Origin of the sequence: Pseudomonas sp. ADAK18 (assembly GCF_012935695.1) — a bacterium.
Taxonomy (GTDB): domain Bacteria; phylum Pseudomonadota; class Gammaproteobacteria; order Pseudomonadales; family Pseudomonadaceae; genus Aquipseudomonas.
On record NZ_CP052859.1, the window covers coordinates 3,635,570 to 3,652,300 of the forward strand.

General features: G+C 61.2%; 14 protein-coding genes. 6 read left to right on the top strand and 8 right to left on the bottom strand.

Translation table 11 applies throughout. From position 1 onward, the window contains the following. The 4 genes from HKK55_RS16365 (at window position 1) to hemN (ending at window position 4,854) form a co-directional block, all read left to right on the top strand. A complete protein-coding gene (locus HKK55_RS16365) occupies window positions 1-2,451 on the top strand; it encodes a heavy metal translocating P-type ATPase (RefSeq protein ID WP_169355635.1) in 2,451 nt (816 codons plus the stop codon). 22 nt (window positions 2,452-2,473) lie between these two features. After that, window positions 2,474-2,692 carry a cbb3-type cytochrome oxidase assembly protein CcoS gene (gene ccoS / locus HKK55_RS16370; protein ID WP_169355636.1) on the top strand — a complete coding sequence of 73 codons (219 nt, stop codon included), beginning with the start codon at window positions 2,474-2,476 and terminating at the stop codon, window positions 2,690-2,692. After that, the gene (locus HKK55_RS16375) at window positions 2,685-3,368 is read left to right on the top strand and encodes a sulfite exporter TauE/SafE family protein (protein WP_169355637.1); all 684 of its coding nucleotides are present in this window, start codon (window positions 2,685-2,687) and stop codon (window positions 3,366-3,368) included. The genes ccoS and HKK55_RS16375 overlap by 8 nt, the downstream gene beginning before the upstream one ends. Window positions 3,369-3,471: 103 nt before the next feature. Next, entirely contained in the window at window positions 3,472-4,854 is a 1,383-nt protein-coding gene (gene hemN / locus HKK55_RS16380; RefSeq protein WP_169355638.1) for an oxygen-independent coproporphyrinogen III oxidase, read from the top strand. 7 nt (window positions 4,855-4,861) lie between these two features. Here hemN and HKK55_RS16385 read toward each other — a convergent pair whose 3' ends face one another. Next, a complete protein-coding gene (locus HKK55_RS16385; RefSeq protein WP_169355639.1) occupies window positions 4,862-5,335 on the bottom strand; it encodes a hypothetical protein in 474 nt (157 codons plus the stop codon). Window positions 5,336-5,490: 155 nt separating this feature from the next. Between HKK55_RS16385 and fnr the strand changes: the two genes are divergently transcribed. Both fnr and HKK55_RS16395 read left to right on the top strand, forming a co-directional pair. Then, window positions 5,491-6,225 (top strand): fumarate/nitrate reduction transcriptional regulator Fnr, encoded by a 735-nt coding sequence (fnr, locus tag HKK55_RS16390; RefSeq protein ID WP_169355640.1) that lies wholly within the window; start codon window positions 5,491-5,493, stop codon window positions 6,223-6,225. A 73-nt stretch (window positions 6,226-6,298) separates the two neighbouring features. Next, complete coding sequence (locus HKK55_RS16395; RefSeq protein WP_169355641.1) at window positions 6,299-6,847, top strand: adenine phosphoribosyltransferase; 549 nt, start codon at window positions 6,299-6,301, stop codon at window positions 6,845-6,847. A gap of 127 nt (window positions 6,848-6,974) precedes the next feature. On the opposite strand, the gene HKK55_RS16400 is transcribed toward HKK55_RS16395, so the two are convergent. The 7 genes from HKK55_RS16400 to HKK55_RS16430 form a co-directional block, all read right to left on the bottom strand. Further along, window positions 6,975-8,123 (bottom strand): acyl-CoA dehydrogenase family protein, encoded by a 1,149-nt coding sequence (locus HKK55_RS16400; RefSeq protein WP_169355642.1) that lies wholly within the window; start codon window positions 8,121-8,123, stop codon window positions 6,975-6,977. Window positions 8,124-8,323: 200 nt separating this feature from the next. Then, window positions 8,324-8,926, bottom strand: coding sequence for a recombination mediator RecR (recR, locus tag HKK55_RS16405; RefSeq protein ID WP_169355643.1), 603 nt, complete (start codon window positions 8,924-8,926; stop codon window positions 8,324-8,326). Between the two features lie 66 nt (window positions 8,927-8,992). Next, complete coding sequence (locus HKK55_RS16410) at window positions 8,993-10,027, bottom strand: NADP-dependent oxidoreductase (RefSeq protein WP_169355644.1); 1,035 nt, start codon at window positions 10,025-10,027, stop codon at window positions 8,993-8,995. A 447-nt stretch (window positions 10,028-10,474) separates the two neighbouring features. Next, window positions 10,475-10,813 carry a YbaB/EbfC family nucleoid-associated protein gene (locus tag HKK55_RS16415; protein WP_155583049.1) on the bottom strand — a complete coding sequence of 113 codons (339 nt, stop codon included), beginning with the start codon at window positions 10,811-10,813 and terminating at the stop codon, window positions 10,475-10,477. Between the two features lie 66 nt (window positions 10,814-10,879). Further along, entirely contained in the window at window positions 10,880-12,949 is a 2,070-nt protein-coding gene (dnaX, locus tag HKK55_RS16420) for a DNA polymerase III subunit gamma/tau (RefSeq protein WP_169355645.1), read from the bottom strand. 141 nt (window positions 12,950-13,090) lie between these two features. After that, a complete protein-coding gene (locus HKK55_RS16425; protein ID WP_169355646.1) occupies window positions 13,091-14,782 on the bottom strand; it encodes a bifunctional diguanylate cyclase/phosphodiesterase in 1,692 nt (563 codons plus the stop codon). A gap of 18 nt (window positions 14,783-14,800) precedes the next feature. Beyond that, a complete protein-coding gene (locus HKK55_RS16430; RefSeq protein ID WP_169355647.1) occupies window positions 14,801-16,366 on the bottom strand; it encodes a PAS domain-containing methyl-accepting chemotaxis protein in 1,566 nt (521 codons plus the stop codon). Window positions 16,367-16,731 lie beyond the last annotated feature (365 nt).

The window sequence follows — 16,731 nt, forward strand, 5'->3', positions numbered from 1 at the left end:
ATGAGCACCCCAACGCCCTGCTACCACTGCGCCCTCCCCGTCCCGCCCGGCAGCCGGTTCATCGCCATGATCCTCGGCGAGCCTCGCGAGCTCTGCTGCCCGGGCTGCCAGGCGGTGGCCGAGGCGATTGTCGCCGGCGGACTGGAAAGCTATTACCAGCACCGCAGCGAAGCCTCGGCCAACCCCGAGGCATTACCGGTGCAACTGGTGGACGAACTGGCGCTGTACGACCGCGCCGACGTGCAAAAACCCTTCGTACGCCACGAAGGTGAACTGGCCGAAGCCACCCTGCTGATGGAAGGCATCAGTTGTGCTGCATGCGGATGGCTGATCGAAAAACACCTGCGCAGCCTGCCCGCCGTGGCCGAAGCCCGACTGAACCTGTCCAACCACCGCCTGCAAGTACGCTGGGCCGACGCGCAATTACCCTTGAGCCAAGTCCTCAGCGAGTTGCGCCATATCGGTTACGCCGCTCACCCGTATCAGGCCGACCGTGCCGCCGAGCAATTGGCCAGCGAAAACCGCCTGGCTCTGCGTCAACTGGGCGTCGCCGGGTTGTTGTGGTTCCAGGCAATGATGGCAACCATGGCCACCTGGCCAGAATTCAATATCGACCTGAGCCCGGAGTTGCACACGATCCTGCGCTGGGTCGCGCTGTTTCTGACCACACCTATTGTGTTCTACAGCTGCGCACCGTTTTTCAAGGGCGCCATGCGCGACCTGCGCACCCGCCACCTGACCATGGATGTCTCGGTGTCCCTGGCCATCGGCGGCGCCTATCTGGCAGGTATCTGGACCGCTATCACTGGTGTGGGCGAGCTGTATTTCGACGCGGTGGGCATGTTTGCCCTGTTCCTGCTGGCCGGGCGCTATCTGGAACGTCGCGCCCGGGAACGTACCGCCGCCGCCACCGCACAGTTGGTCAACCTATTGCCCGCCTCGTGTTTGCGCCTGCACGCCGACGGCCAGAGCGAGCGGATCCTGCTGACCGAGCTGGCACTGGGCGACCGCGTGTTGGTGCACCCAGGCGCCATTCTGCCGGCTGACGGCGTGATCCTTGACGGTCAATCGAGCATCGACGAATCGCTGCTGACCGGCGAATACCTGCCGCAGCCACGACACGTCGGGGATGCCGTCACTGCCGGCACCCTCAATGTCGAAGGCGCGCTGACCGTGGAAGTCCGGGCCTTGGGGCACGACACTCGCCTGTCCGCCATCGTGCGCCTGCTGGAACGGGCCCAGGCAGAAAAACCGCGCCTGGCACAAATCGCCGACCGCGCCGCCCAGTGGTTTCTGCTGTGTTCACTGATTGCCGCCGCCGTGATTGGCCTGGTGTGGTGGGAGCTGGATGCGTCGCGAGCGTTCTGGATTGTGCTGGCGATGCTGGTCGCCACTTGCCCTTGTGCCCTGTCCCTGGCCACGCCGACCGCCCTGACCGCCGCCACCGGCACTCTGCACAAGCTCGGCTTGCTGTTGACCCGCGGGCATGTGCTGGAAGGCCTGAACCAGATCGACACGGTGATTTTTGACAAAACCGGCACCCTTACCGAAGGACGCCTGGCCCTGCGCGCGATTCGTCCACTGGGCGCGCTGGACAGCGATCAATGCCTGGGCCTGGCCGCAGCCCTGGAAAACCGCTCGGAACATCCGATAGCCCGCGCCTTTGGCCGCGCACCGCAGGCAGCAGACGAAGTACTCAGCACCCCTGGCCTGGGGCTGGAAGGACGGGTGGGCGAACAACGTTTGCGCATTGGTCAGCCGGGGTTTGTCTGTGAACTGAGTGGCTGCCCGATCCCGACCTCGCCTGACGAAGCAGGCCAATGGCTGCTGCTGGGCGACAGCCACGGCGCACTCGCCTGGTTTGTCCTGGATGACCGTCTGCGTAGCGATGCCCCAGCGTTGCTGGCAGCCTGCAAGGCACGAGGTTGGCGCACCTTGCTGCTGTCCGGGGACAGCTCACCCATGGTCGCCAGCGTGGCTAAGGAACTGGGGATCGACGAAGCCCAGGGCGGCCTGCGGCCCGATGACAAGCTGCAAGTGCTGCAACGCCTGCATCAGGAAGGCCGCAAGGTGCTGATGCTCGGCGACGGCGTCAACGATGTGCCGGTACTGGCTGCCGCCGATATCAGCGTGGCCATGGGCTCGGCCACTGACCTGGCGAAAACCAGCGCCGACGCGGTGCTGCTGTCCAACCGCCTGGACGCTCTGGTGCAAGCCTTCACCCTGGCGCGACGTACCCGCCGGGTAATCATTGAGAACCTGCTGTGGGCCGGGCTGTACAATGGCCTCATGTTGCCGTTCGCCGCCCTTGGCTGGATCACCCCCATCTGGGCCGCGATCGGTATGTCCCTCAGTTCGTTGACCGTGGTGCTCAACGCCCTGCGCCTGACTCGCCTGCCGAGTACGCACACGGCCAGCCCCACCCTCGTAACCCGTCCGCTGCCGGCCTGAGCCGCGCGGACATGGAGTGCAGATGCCAGCTCTTTACGTGATGATTCCGGCAGCACTGCTGATCGTGGCCATCGCCATTTATATCTTCTTCTGGGCGGTGGACAGCGGGCAGTACGATGATCTCGACGGCCCGGCCCACAGCGTGCTGTTCGACGATCAGGACCCGAACCACCTGGCGGCGGTCGACGAAGCCAACGGCCCTGAGCAACCGTCCAAACCCAAAGATCTTCCCCATGCTTGAACTGGCGCCATTGCTGGTCTCGGCAGTCATCCTCGGCTTGTTGGGCGGCGGTCACTGCCTGGGTATGTGTGGCGGGCTGATGGGCGCGCTGACTCTGGCGATTCCCAAGGAACAGCGCAGCCGGCGCTTTCGTCTGTTGCTGGCCTACAACCTGGGACGAATCCTCAGCTATACCATCGCTGGCCTGCTGATCGGCCTGGCGGGCTGGGCGATGGCCAACAGCCCGGCCGCGATGTTCATGCGCGTCCTTGCCGGACTGTTATTGATTGCCATGGGCCTGTACCTGGCCGGCTGGTGGAGCGGCCTGACACGGATCGAAAGCCTCGGTCGCGGCCTGTGGCGCCATATCCAGCCCGTTGCCAACCGTTTGCTGCCGGTGTCCAGCCTGCCGCGGGCGTTATTGTTGGGCGCGCTCTGGGGCTGGTTGCCGTGCGGGTTGGTCTACAGCACTCTGCTGTGGGCAGCCAGCCAGGGTAATGCGTTGGACAGTGCTTTGTTGATGCTCGCGTTCGGCCTCGGCACCTGGCCGGTGTTGCTCGCCACCGGGCTGGCGGCCGAGCGTGTCACCGCGCTGTTGCGCAAACGCAGCGTACGAATGGCCGGTGGCTTGCTGGTGATCTTGTTCGGTGTCTGGACCTTGCCCGGGCCCCACCAGCATTGGCTAATGGGCCACTGAGTCGCCCTGTGGCATAGCGCCGCTCCCCGTTGATGCAAATCAAGATGGCCCGCCGGCACTCCCCCTAGACTCGGCCCACTAGCCTATCCGGGGGAGCGCCCGCATGCTCGACGCCATTCGTTGGGATACCGATCTGATTCACCGCTACGACTTGGCGGGGCCACGCTACACCTCGTACCCCACTGCCGTGCAATTCAACAGCCAGGTCGGCACCTTCGATCTGCTCCACGCCCTGCGCGAAAGCCGCAAGGCCGTACGGCCTCTGTCGCTGTACGTGCACGTGCCGTTCTGCGCCAATATTTGCTACTACTGCGCCTGCAACAAAGTCATCACCAAAGACCGCGGCCGCGCTCAGGCGTATCTGCAGCGGCTGGAGCAGGAAATCCAGTTGATGGCCTGCCACCTGGACCCCGGCCAGAAGGTTGAGCAACTGCACTTTGGCGGTGGCACCCCGACCTTTCTCAGCCATGACGAACTGCGCCAAGTGATGGCCCAACTGCGTAGGCACTTCAACCTGCTGGATGACGACTCCGGCGACTACGGCATCGAGATCGACCCACGGGAAGCCGATTGGTCCACCATGGGCCTGCTTCGTGAACTGGGCTTCAACCGCGTGAGCATCGGCCTGCAAGACCTGGATCCCGACGTGCAACGGGCGGTCAATCGCCTGCAAAGCCTGGAAGAAACCCGGGCGGTAATCGACGCGGCACGCACCCTGCAATTTCGCTCTATCAACATCGACCTGATCTACGGTTTGCCCAAGCAGACGCCGTTGAATTTCGCCCGTACGGTAGAGGAAGTGATCAGCCTGCAACCCGACCGCCTCTCGGTGTTCAACTATGCCCACTTGCCGGAGCGTTTCATGCCCCAGCGGCGGATCAATACCGCTGACTTGCCAACCCCGGCCGAAAAGCTGTTGATGCTGCAAACCACCATCGAGCAACTGACCAACGCCGGTTACCGCTACATCGGCATGGACCACTTTGCCCTGCCGGATGACGAACTGGCCATCGCCCAGGAAGAATCAACGCTGCAACGCAACTTCCAGGGCTACACCACCCATGGGCATTGCGATTTGATCGGGCTCGGGGTGTCGGCCATCAGCCAGATTGGCGACCTGTACTGCCAGAACAGCAGCGACCTGAATCACTACCAGAACGCCCTGGCCGGCGCGCAACTGGCCACCAGCCGCGGCCTGGTGTGCAACCCGGACGACCGTTTGCGACGGGAAGTGATTCAACAGTTGATCTGCAACTTCAACCTGACATTCGAGGGGATCGAACAGGCCTTCAATATTGATTTTCGCGGGTATTTCGCAACGCTCTGGCCTCAACTGGAAGCCATGGCCAAGGACGGTCTGATCGAACTCGACGCCCAGGGCATCCGCGTCTTGCCGGCGGGACGCCTGCTGGTGCGTTCGGTGTGCATGGTGTTCGATGCCTACCTGGAACAACAGAATAGGCAGCGATTTTCACGGGTGATCTGAGGACCGCTTATTTCATCGCCAACGAAGCGGCTTTGAGCGCCAAGTCAGGAGACAAATCCTTCATGGACTTGCCCAAGGCGGTCTCAGCGGTGATGAGGCCCGCTTGCAGAGTACCCAATGCGGTTTGTGCATTCCCGGTCTTCTCCAGAACTTGTTCGGGTGTCAGGCTCTTATCTGCCATGATCGCCGCCATCTGAGCCAATTGGTCCGCGATTTGCTTTTTGATTTCGCGGATCATTTTCAGCAACTGTTGAATATTGTCCGGTAGGCCGCTTTCTTCGATATCGCTGTTGGCGCCCTTCGACTCGTCAGCGGCCTGCATGCCCGCCTGCGAGATCTTCACCACAACACCTTCTGCGACTTTAGTCTCAGTAGCAGGCGTTGCAGTAGCGGGTTGATCCGCTGTGGCATCGTCTTTTTTGGCTTCAAGCAGAGTCTGTACACCCGGCTTGGCAACCGTATTTCCAGCGATAGAAAGCATGATTTGAGCCTCCAAGCTCTAGGGATCACTACTCTGTATCGGCTCTGATACAACAACCTTTATACCCCTGCCGGCTTTTTGCACACGCTGGCCTCAACATCCCCCAGTGCGGTACCCTTACGTCTTATGTGTGATTTCCCACAAGGATTTAAGAAATGTCCGAGCCAGTCAAACTGCGCGCTCATAACCAGGCCCACTGCAAGGATTGCAGCCTGGCCCCTCTCTGCCTGCCACTTTCGCTGAATTTGGAAGACATGGACGCGCTGGACGAAATCGTTAAACGTGGTCGCCCGCTGAAAAAAGGTGAGTTTCTGTTTCGCCAGGGTGACAAGTTCGATTCCGTCTACGCAGTGCGCTCGGGTGCGTTGAAGACCTTCAGTTTGAGTGATGGCGGCGAAGAGCAGATCACCGGCTTCCATCTGCCCAGCGAACTGGTCGGCCTGTCGGGCATGGACACTGAAACTCACCCGGTGTCGGCCCAGGCGCTGGAGACCACCTCGGTGTGTGAAATCCCCTTTGAGCGCCTGGACGAACTGGCGCTGCAATTGCCGCAATTGCGTCGGCAATTGATGCGGGTCATGAGCCGGGAAATTCGCGACGACCAGCAAATGATGCTGTTGTTGTCGAAGAAAACCGCCGACGAGCGTATCGCCACCTTCCTGGTCAACCTCTCCGCACGATTCCGCGCCCGAGGCTTCTCGGCCAATCAGTTCCGCCTGAGCATGTCGCGCAACGAAATCGGCAACTACCTTGGGCTGGCGGTGGAAACCGTATCCCGGGTGTTCACCCGCTTCCAGCAGAACGAGTTGATTGCCGCCGAGGGCAAGGAAGTACACATTCTCGACCCGATCCAACTCTGCGCCCTGGCCGGCGGCTCCCTGGAAGGCTGATCCAGACGCCCGCGACCGAGGTTCGGTCGCGGGTTATACTGCCTAGCCGCCCTTCTTCCCAGGACACCCGACGATGGTCTTCGATTCATTCGACATCAAATCTCTGATTCGCCCAGTCATCGACTTCCCCAAGCCTGGGGTGATTTTTCGCGATATCACGCCGTTGTTTCAATCCCCACGGGCGTTACGCCTGGTCGCAGACAGCTTTGCCCATCGCTACGTCGAAGCCGATTTCACCCACATCGGCGCGATGGATGCCCGGGGTTTCCTGATCGGCTCGATCATTGCCTATCAACTGAACAAACCGCTGATTCTGTTCCGTAAGCAGGGCAAATTACCGGCGGATGTGTTGAGCGAGGGTTACCAGACCGAATACGGCGAAGCGTTCCTGGAAGTGCACGCCGACAGCCTGTGTGAAGGCGACTCAGTGCTGATGTTCGATGACCTGATCGCCACCGGCGGCACCCTGATTGCGGCGGCCAACCTGGCGCGACGCATGGGCGCACGGATTTTCGAAGCGGCGGCGATTATCGACCTGCCAGAACTGGGAGGCTCCCAGCGCCTGGAAGACATGGGGATCCCGACGTTTTGCCTGACCCAGTTTGCGCTGACCGAACAATAGTCGTTCGGTCCAGGCCTTAGGTTGATTGGACCGACGCCATCGCGGGCAAGCCCGGCTCCCACAATGAAGTGCGATCATCTGTGGGAGCCGGGCTTGCCCGCGATGACGCCCAAGAAAGCAACACCGCTCACAGTCCCATCTGCTTACTGATGATTTCATTCATCACTTCCCGGGTCCCGCCGCCGATGGAGAGGATCCGGTTGTCACGACACAGCCGCTCTACCAGGCTGCCACGCATGTAACCCAGGCCGCCGAGGATCTGCACAGCATCGTAGGTCACGCGGTCGGCAGTATCGGTGGCAACGTTCTTGGCCATGGAAATCTCCTTGATCACGCTCTGCCCTGCGGCCATCTTTGCGGCTTGGCGGTAGGTGAATTCCCGGGAGACTTCCACGGCAGTGGCCATTTCTGCCAGGCGATGCTTGAGCACTTGGAACTTGCCGATGGGTTTACCGAAAGCTTCGCGCTGGGCAGCCCATTTCAGGCTCTCCTCCAGGGCAAGCTGTGCGGTCATGTTGGCCATCAACGCCAGGGCCAGGCGTTCACTCTGGAAGTTGCCCATGATGCAGGCAAACCCCATGTTCTCGACACCGATCAGGTTGCCCACCGGAACCCGGCAATCGTCGAAGAACAGTTCAGCGGTGTCTGACGCCCACCAGCCCATTTTCTTTAGCGGTTGGCCGGTGGTGAAGCCCGGCGTGCCCTTCTCCACCAATAGCAGGCTGATACCGCCAAACCCCGGCCCACCGGTGCGCACAGCCACGGTGTAGAAGTCGGCGCGTATGCCACTGGTGATAAAGGTTTTGCTGCCGCTGACACGGTAATGATCACCGTCACGCACCGCACGGGTTTGCAGGCTGGCGACATCGGAACCGCCACCCGGCTCCGTAACCGCCAATGCCATGATCTTCTCGCCAGACAAGACCTGCGGCGCGACCCGGTCACGTACTTCAGGCCGGGCCCATTTGACGATGGGCGGCAGGCCGATATCCAGCGAGCCCAACCCCGCCACCACACCACCTGAGCCACAACGCATCAGCTCCTCGCTGGCGGCAACTTTGGCGAACAGATCCCCTTCGTGGCTGCCACCGAGGGCTTCGGGGTAACCGATACCGAGGATCCCAGCCGCACCGGCTTTGAGGTAGAGCTCGCGAGGGAAGCTTTCAGCCTCTTCCCATTGCTCGATGTCCGGCAGAATCTCGCGTTCGACAAAGCGACGCACGCTGTCGCGGACCAATTGGTGGCTGGGGTCGAAGTATTCCTGATAGGCAGACATCGGCAAGCTCCACGGGACGGTGGAGCGAACTTACCAAGCGCTTGCTTGGTTATCAAGCCAGAAGAAAAACTCGTGAACACCACAAAACGAATGTGGGAGCGGGCTTGCTCGCGAAGGCGGTATGCCAGTTAGCATATGCATCAACTGGTACACCGCCTTCGCGAGCAAGCCCGCTCCCACATTTTGTGCTGCAGTGCTGCTTAGAGCGCGATTGGTTTACGCCCGGCAAATGAATGAGCCAAGGTGCCGCCGTCCACCAACTCCAACTCACCGCCCAGCGGTACGCCATGGGCGATACGCGAGGTGATCAAGCCTTTGTTGCTCAACAACTGCGCGATGTAATGCGCCGTGGCTTCACCTTCCACCGTCGGGTTGGTGGCCAGGATCACTTCAGTAAACGTACCCTGTTCTTCGATCCGCGCCACCAGTTGCGGAATGCCGATGGCCTCTGGGCCCAGACCGTCCAGCGGCGACAGATGGCCCTTGAGCACAAAGTAGCGGCCGCGATAACCGGTCTGTTCCACCGCATACACATCCATCGGCCCTTCAACCACGCACAACAGCGTGTCGTCACGACGCGGGTCGGCGCATTGCGGGCAAAGCTCTTCCTCGGTGAGGGTGCGACACAAACGACAATGGCCCACTCCCTCCATGGCCTGGCTCAACGCCTGGGCCAACCGGGAACCGCCGCTACGATCACGCTCCAGCAGTTGCAGCGCCATACGCTGGGCGGTTTTCTGACCCACGCCTGGCAAGGTGCGCAGGGAGTCGATCAGTTGACGAATCAGGGGGCTGAAGCTCATGGGGAAAGGTCCGACAAAAACAACGAGACGCGGTTTATACCCGCGCCCCGGATTAGCGTCAAATGCTCAATCTTGTGCGACACGCACTACCAACTTGCCGAAATTACGCCCTTCCAGCAAACCGATAAAGGCTTCAGGCGCCTGTTCCAGGCCATCGACCACATCCTCGCGGAACTTGATTTTGCCATCCCGCACCCAGGGCACCATGGCACTGAGGAACTCAGGCTGACGATCGCCATAGTCGTCAAACACAATAAAACCCTGGATCCGCACACGCTTGGTCAGCAAGGTGCGCTGCAACGCCGGCAACCGATCGGGCCCGCTGGGTGCTTCATGGGCGTTGTAACCGGCGATCAGGCCGCACAGCGGAATCCGCGCCTTGGGATTGAGCAGCGGCGCGACCGCGTCGAATACCTTGCCACCGACATTTTCAAAATAGATATCCACGCCCTTGAAGCAGGCCAGGGCCAGCTCATTGGCAAAGTTCTCGCTCTTGTGGTCGATACAGGCATCAAAGCCCAACTCGTCGACCACATAGCGGCACTTGTCCGCCCCGCCCGCCACGCCCACCACTCGCAGGCCCTTGAGCTTGGCCACTTGGCCGACCACCGCACCCACCGCACCGGACGCTGCCGCCACCACCAGGGTTTCCCCGGCCTTGGGCTGACCGATATCCGTCAGGCCCATGTAGGCGGTCATGCCTGGCATACCCAGTACACCCAGGGCCATGGACGGACTGGCCAGCCCCTTGGGTACCGGTATCAGGTTGCGACCGTCGGAAATACTGTGGCTTTGCCAGCCGGTGGAGCCGACAACCACGTCACCGACCGAGAATTTCGGGTTGCGCGACTGTTCGATACGGCTGACAGCGCCACCGGTCATGACTTCACCGATTTCCACTGGAGCTGCGTAGGACGGCGCGTCGCTCATGCGGCCACGCATATAAGGATCCAGGGAAAGGAACAGCGTCTTCAACAAGACCTGACCGTCGGCCAGGTCCGGCAGAGTGACGCGTTCGAGGCGGAAATTTTCCGGCACCGGCGCGCCTTGAGGCCTTGAGACCAGCACGATGCGCTGGTTGAGAGTCGGTTCTTGAGTCATCAGCGAGGCTCCTTTATCGATGAGTGAATTCAGCGGTATAGGGTGCAGACACTTGCCGGGACGTTGAGGTTCGACAAAGTTATCGTCCCGTATCAGCTGTTGAGCTTAAGCGAGGCTGCATCGGCAGCACCACCGCAATCGAATCAGGCATCAATACCGAGTCGCCCCATACGCAGCCTCGCTTAAGCTCGACAGCTGCTACGCGGGAATTTGCTTCAAAAAAAATGCCAGGCACGAGGCCTAATGCCAGTCAGTTAAGGGCGAACACTGTACCTGTGGCGAGGGAGCTTGCTCCCGTTGGGTCGCGAAGCGGCCCCAAAAATGGGACTGCTGCGCAGTCCAACGGGAGCAAGCTCCCTCGCCACAGGTTACTTTTTACCCCCTTCTACTTCTTAACTGACTGGCATTAGGCACGAGGCCTGGCATTTTTGTGATCCCGCTCTTGAATCAGAACGGCAGCTTCATGCCCGGTGGCAGTTGCATGCCCGCGGTCACACCGGACATTTTGTCCTGGCTGTTGGCTTCGATCTTGCGCACGGCGTCGTTGACGGCCGCGGCGAACAGGGCTTCGAGCATTTCCAGGTCGTCTTCGCTCGCGCCCGGCAACACAGTTGGGTCGATGCTCACGCGTTTGATGTCGTGACGACCTGTCATCACCACGCTGACCATATCGCCACCGGCTTTACCGGTGACTTCGGCGTTGGCCAGTTCTTCCTGCATCTTGGCCATTTTTTCCTGCATCTGCTGCGCCTGCTTCATCAGGCCGGCCATGCCACCTTTCATCATGGGAATCACCTCAAAAGTACGTGGATCAAGACAGCGCGGTGCCCGCAGGCACTGCGCCTTCAATTATTAGCCCTGTGCTGCCACCGGGGCTTCGACAGGTTCAATAGTATCGTGGCGCACCACCGCACCAAACTGTTCCATCATCTGCTGGATGAGCGGATCACCGTGAATCGACTCCTCAGCCTCGCGCTGGCGGTTGACCCGACGGCGGGACGCGGCCTGGGCCGGGGTTTCCTGCTCGGGCTTGATCAGCTCGATGCTGATGGTCAGGGTGCGTTCGTGGTACTGGTTCAGGGCGTCGTTGAGTCGACGCTGCTGGGTGGCGTTGAACAGCGCGCTGTGAGCCGGGTCCAGGTGCAGCAACCAATGGTCGCCATCGACGGCGATCAAGGTGCAGTTGGCGGCGATGCTGCCGGTCATACCGGAAATCGGCAATTTCGGGAACAGCTCCAGCCACTGCAGCGCCAAGCCGGTGGCCGGCATCGCCGCAGGTTCCGGCTCTGGCTCCGGGGCGGGCTCAGCGGTATGTTCGCTGGCCAGATCGTCCAGGTAGCTGTAGGCCGAATCCATGTCCGGTTCGATGTAGTCTTCGTCCAGCGGCGGCTCGTCGTCGAGGTCGGTACCCGGAGTTGCGGCATCTACTTCGGCGATGGTCGGTTCCGGCACAGGAGCCGAGACCCACTCCGGCGCATCCGGCACCACGCTGTCCGGGGTCGGCGCGGGCATGGGCGTCAGTTCAGGCTGTTCACCGGCAGTTTCCAGCACCGGCTCGACAGCAGGCTGTTGCTCGACAACCGCCTCTACCGGCTCGTTCCAGGGCAGATCGACCACGGCCTCTACAGGCGCAGGCTCTGGCGCACGCTGGACAACCGGCTCAGGCGCGGCTACTGGCGCGGCAACAACAGGGGCGGGCGCAACTGGCTCCGGCGCCGCAATACTCGGCGCAACCACTGGCGCGACAACCGCCGCGCCAGCCACTGGTTTGGCGGAATCAACTGTGGCCTGGCTGATCCCCACTGGCTTTAGTGGCTGTCTCGGTGCGTCTGCCGTGTCGGCGGGCCGGAACGCCAGCATCCGCAGCAGGACCATTTCGAATCCGCCTCGCGGGTCCGGTGCCAGGGGAAGGTCACGACGGCCGATCAGGCCCATCTGGTAGTAGAACTGCACGTCTTCGGCCGGCAGTGCCTGGGCCAGGGCCAATACGCGGTCGCGGTCGCCATGACCGTTGTCGACCCCTTCTGGCAAGGCCTGGGCGATAGCCACCCGGTGCAGCACGTTAAGAATTTCCGAAAGCACGCCATTCCAGTCCGGGCCTTGTTCGGACAGGTGACGCACGGCTTCGAGCAACGCCTTGGCGTCGCCTTCGATCAGCGCATGCAGCACGTCGAACACCTGGCCATGGTCCAGGGTGCCGAGCATGGCCCGCACATCGGTGGCCATGACCTTGCCTTCACCAAAGGCGATGGCCTGGTCGGTGAGGCTCATGGCGTCGCGCATCGAGCCATCGGCGGCGCGGCCCAACAGCCACAGGGCGTCGTCTTCGAACGGCACGTTCTCGACACCGAGAACGTGGGTCAAATGCTCGACCACCCGTTCCGGGGTCATGTTCTTCAGGGAGAACTGCAGGCACCGCGACAAAATCGTTGCAGGGAGTTTCTGCGGGTCGGTGGTGGCCAGGATGAATTTGACGTAGGGCGGCGGCTCTTCCAGGGTTTTCAACAGTGCGTTGAAAGAGTGGCTGGACAGCATGTGCACTTCGTCGATCAGGTAGACCTTGAAGCGGCCACGGCTCGGCGCGTACTGCACGTTGTCCAGCAGCTCACGGGTGTCTTCGACCTTGGTGCGGCTGGCGGCGTCGATCTCGATCAGGTCGACAAATCGCCCTTCGTCGATTTCCCGGCACACCGAACACGTGCCGCAGGGCGTCGACGTGATGCCTGTTTCACAGTTCAGGCACTTGGCGATGATCCGCGCAATGGTGGTCTTGCCGACACCCCGGGTACCGGTGAACAGGTAAGCGTGGTGCAGCCGCTGACTGTCCAAGGCATTGATCAGAGCCTTGAGCACATGGGTCTGGCCGACCATTTCGCGGAACGAGCGCGGACGCCATTTACGTGCAAGAACCTGATAACTCATCGAAAACCGTCGCAACTGGGAAACAGAAGCCGGTAATGCTAGCGGAGCAGGGGGGAAATTGCATCCGGCACGCTCGCCTAATCTGACTAAGCGGGTCCTACGGCCCGTTGAAAAGCCTGAACCTGAGGCGTCCAGGCGGGTTTATCCGCCCTTCAACCACTGCACTGGAGGAGCAAAGCCATCGACCCAATCGGGTACCTCGCCGGCCGGCATGGGCCGAGCAATGAAATAGCCCTGAGCCACTTCGCAGCCCATGCGCATCAACAACTGGCCATGTTCCAGGGTTTCCAGGCCCTCGGCGATCACCTCACGGCCAAAGGCCCGGGCCAGGCTGATAACCGCCTTAGTCAGCGCCAGGTCATCCTTGTCGTGGAGAATGTCGCGCACAAAAGAACGGTCGATCTTGATGGTCTGGGTAGGCAAGCGCTTGAGGTAGCTCAGGGATGAATAGCCGGTGCCGAAATCATCCAGGGAAAACTGCACGCCCAGGGCCTGGCAGGCTTCAAGGTGCTGGGTGACCCGTTGGATATTGTCGATGGCCACTGATTCAGCGATTTCCAGGTCGAGCATATGCGGCTCCACGCCTGGGTGCTGCGCCAGCAGTTGCTGCAGCCGCTCGACGAAGTCCGCCCGCTGGAAATGCCGCGCCGCAATGTTCACGCTGACCGCCCAGCAGTGCCCAGCCCTTTGCCACTGATACATTTGGGTCAGGACCTGGTTCATCACCCACTCACCAATATCGACGATCAGGTCAGTCTGCTCGATCAACGGCAGGAAATCCCCCGGCGCCACCAGCCCGCGTTCCGGGTGCTGCCAACGCAACAGCGCTTCGAACCCCACCACCGTGCCGCAGCGCAGATTGACCTTGGGATGGTAATGCAGGCACAACTCGCCCGCCGCCAGGGCCTGGCGAATCTGCTGCACGGTCTGATGGGTCGCCTTGACCTCTTGCTCCAGAGAAACATCGAACAGCTGGAAACGATTACGCCCGCTCTGCTTGGCCACATACATGGCTTGGTCGGCGTGGCGCAGCAAGGTGTCGGCGTCCTCATCATCCAGGGGAAACAAGGTGACGCCGATACTGGCAAACACATTGATCTCCGCGCCCTGGATCGAATACGGCTCGGAGATGGCCTTGAGAATGCGCACCAACGCGCCGTTGAGTTCGTCGATGTCACGCACATAACGCAGGATCAGCACAAACTCGTCACCCGCGAGCCGGGCCACCACATCCTCGCCACGGATGATCTCCCGCAGGCGACTGGCGACCTCCACCAGCAACAAATCGCCACAGGCATGGCCGTAACCATCGTTGACCGCCTTGAACCCGTCCAGGTCGAGCATGCACAGCGCTAAGGGAATGTCTTCGCTGCGGGAAAACTCCAGGGACTGGTTGAGCAACTCGGACAAGTAAGCGCGGTTGGGCAACCCTGTCAGCACGTCATGGCCGACCCGCCACTGCAAGGTGTGCAGCAGTTGGCGCTTTTCGCTGACATCAAAGCGGATCGACACATACTTCTGCACCTCACCGGTCTGCTCATTGAGCAACGGCACCATCGTGCTGTCGACCCAATACAGCGTGCCGTCCTTGGCGCGGTTGCAGATTTCGCCGCGCCAGACCCGGCCCTGGCTGATGGCGTTCCACATCCCCTGGAAAAACTCCTCAGGGTGCAGCCCGGAACTGAGGATCCGGTGGTTCTTCCCCAGCAACTCTTCGCGGCTGTAGCCGGACATGCCGCAGAACTGATCATTGACGTAGGTGATGTCGCCTGCGAGATCGGTCTCGGAGAAAATGGCGGCTGCATCCACGGCCCTGCGGTATTTCTCGTCCATGAGTCAGGCTCACATTGGCTAGCGGTTGAACCGCTCGACCAGGGCGCGCAACCCGGAAGAGATGCTTTCGAGTTCCCTGCCACGGATGACTGCAGCGTTGGCATTGCCCGCTGTCTTTTGAACCGTGGCAGCGACGTTGTTGATCTGTTGTGAAACTTCCTCGGCGACGTGGGATTGTTCCTGGGAGGCGGCGGCCATTTGCTGACTCATGTCAGTGATGCGCTCCACCGCCTGACGGATACCTTGCAGCGCCTGTTGCGCCTCAAGCACCTGCTGCACGCCCTGCTCGGCTTCGCGAATACCCAAGCTGGCAATATCAACCGCATCATCAGCGCCAGCCCGCAGGTTCTGGATAATGCCCTGGATCTGCTCGGTCGACTCACGGGTCTTGCCCGCCAGCGCCCGCACCTCATCGGCCACCACGGCAAACCCGCGCCCTTGTTCTCCAGCGCGAGCGGCTTCGATGGCGGCGTTGAGGGCCAGCAGATTGGTCTGGTCGGCGATGGCCTGGATCATGCTCGCGGCCACTTGGATTTCCTGGGTCTGCCCGGCCAGGTTACCCACGGCCTGGTTGATCTGGGTGACGGTGCCGGCCAACAGTTGAATCGCCTCGCGCGAGGTGCCGGCCACATGGCTGCCTTGCTCGGCCAGGCCATTGGCAGTGTGGGCTTCACTGGCGGTCTGCTGCACATGCACCGCCACTTCGGAGATGGAGGCTGCCATTTCGGTCATGGCGGCGGCAGTCATGTCGGTTTCAGCCCGCTGCTCCAGCAGCGCCGACTCAGTGTTGCTCGACAATACGCTGGAGTCGGTGGCGGCCTCGGCCATCTGGGTAGCCAGGTCGCTAAGGCGCGTCAAGGCAGTTTTCAGCCGCGCGTCCTCGCTGATCAGGATCATTTCCAACTGTGCTGCCGAGCCGGTGGCGTCGCTGTAGGTCAAGGCGCTGATCGGGTCGGAAAAGGTATTGGGGGTGTGCTGGACGATTTGCTGGAGTTGCTGCCCCAAGCGCTGCTGTGCCCAAACGCCCACGCCGAGAAACAAACCAACGGTCAGTGCTTGCGCCCATGCGAGGGGAATCAGTTGAAAGGCGGCGACCGATACCACTGCGGCTGCTAGCGGCAACGCCAGCGCCCGCGCCGCAGAGGCGATCCGGCGTCTTGCCGACACAGCCGACTTGCCCGCCAGCAACCGGGCGTACAAGGCTTCGGCCCGGCGCACTTGTTCGCGGGATGGCTTGACCCGCACCGACTCATAGCCCACAAGCCGGCCATCCTCGAGAATCGGTGTCACATAGGCGCTGACCCAATAATAATTGCCATTCTTGCAGCGGTTTTTCACCACCCCCATCCAGCTTTGCCCAGCCTTGAGGTAGCTCCACATCAACTGGAATACGGCGGGCGGCATATCCGGGTGGCGGACCAGGTTGTGGGGGCTGCCGATCAGCTCCGCCTGGGTAAAACCGCTCATGGCGGCGAACTCGGCGTTGCAGTAGGTAATGTGACTGTTGACGTCAGTCGCGGAAATAAGCCGTTGCTGCTCCCCAAAAGTTTGTTCAACATCGGTGACCGGCTGGTTGAGACGCACGTTAAAGCTCCATGAACAGCATTCGATCGCCCTGTCGACTGCCGGGTGGGCAGGACGGGCCGATTCGCATTTCTAATCCGGCTATGCCGTCAATCGGCTGGTTGGCCACAATCGGCGGCGAAGCCACGGTTTTGCACAGCAATTCACCGTCGATTCTTTGATGATCAACTAGGCTTTAATACGGGTATCTGGCACGGAAGGCGGGGTGGTGCAGTGGCACTGACGAGCGACGTTTTAGCCCCTGCCAAGCGTCCGATGTATGGGCACCTTTATGAGAGTAGGAAGAAAGCAATGATTTCCTGTTTCATAAACCTGCCTTCTGAAACGAGACCACCAAATACTTGTCCTAAATACCAATTCTACGA

Excerpts from the sequence above, each read along its gene's own strand:
- HKK55_RS16365 (WP_169355635.1), top strand. The coding sequence starts at position 1 with ATGAGCACCCCAACGCCCTGCTACCACTGCGCCCTCCCCGTCCCGCCC.
- ccoS (WP_169355636.1), top strand. The coding sequence starts at position 2,474 with ATGCCAGCTCTTTACGTGATGATTCCGGCAGCACTGCTGATCGTGGCC.
- HKK55_RS16375 (WP_169355637.1), top strand. The coding sequence starts at position 2,685 with ATGCTTGAACTGGCGCCATTGCTGGTCTCGGCAGTCATCCTCGGCTTG.
- hemN (WP_169355638.1), top strand. The coding sequence starts at position 3,472 with ATGCTCGACGCCATTCGTTGGGATACCGATCTGATTCACCGCTACGAC.
- HKK55_RS16385 (WP_169355639.1), bottom strand. The coding sequence starts at position 5,335 with ATGCTTTCTATCGCTGGAAATACGGTTGCCAAGCCGGGTGTACAGACT.
- fnr (WP_169355640.1), top strand. The coding sequence starts at position 5,491 with ATGTCCGAGCCAGTCAAACTGCGCGCTCATAACCAGGCCCACTGCAAG.
- HKK55_RS16395 (WP_169355641.1), top strand. The coding sequence starts at position 6,299 with ATGGTCTTCGATTCATTCGACATCAAATCTCTGATTCGCCCAGTCATC.
- HKK55_RS16400 (WP_169355642.1), bottom strand. The coding sequence starts at position 8,123 with ATGTCTGCCTATCAGGAATACTTCGACCCCAGCCACCAATTGGTCCGC.
- recR (WP_169355643.1), bottom strand. The coding sequence starts at position 8,926 with ATGAGCTTCAGCCCCCTGATTCGTCAACTGATCGACTCCCTGCGCACC.
- HKK55_RS16410 (WP_169355644.1), bottom strand. The coding sequence starts at position 10,027 with ATGACTCAAGAACCGACTCTCAACCAGCGCATCGTGCTGGTCTCAAGG.
- HKK55_RS16415 (WP_155583049.1), bottom strand. The coding sequence starts at position 10,813 with ATGATGAAAGGTGGCATGGCCGGCCTGATGAAGCAGGCGCAGCAGATG.
- dnaX (WP_169355645.1), bottom strand. The coding sequence starts at position 12,949 with ATGAGTTATCAGGTTCTTGCACGTAAATGGCGTCCGCGCTCGTTCCGC.
- HKK55_RS16425 (WP_169355646.1), bottom strand. The coding sequence starts at position 14,782 with ATGGACGAGAAATACCGCAGGGCCGTGGATGCAGCCGCCATTTTCTCC.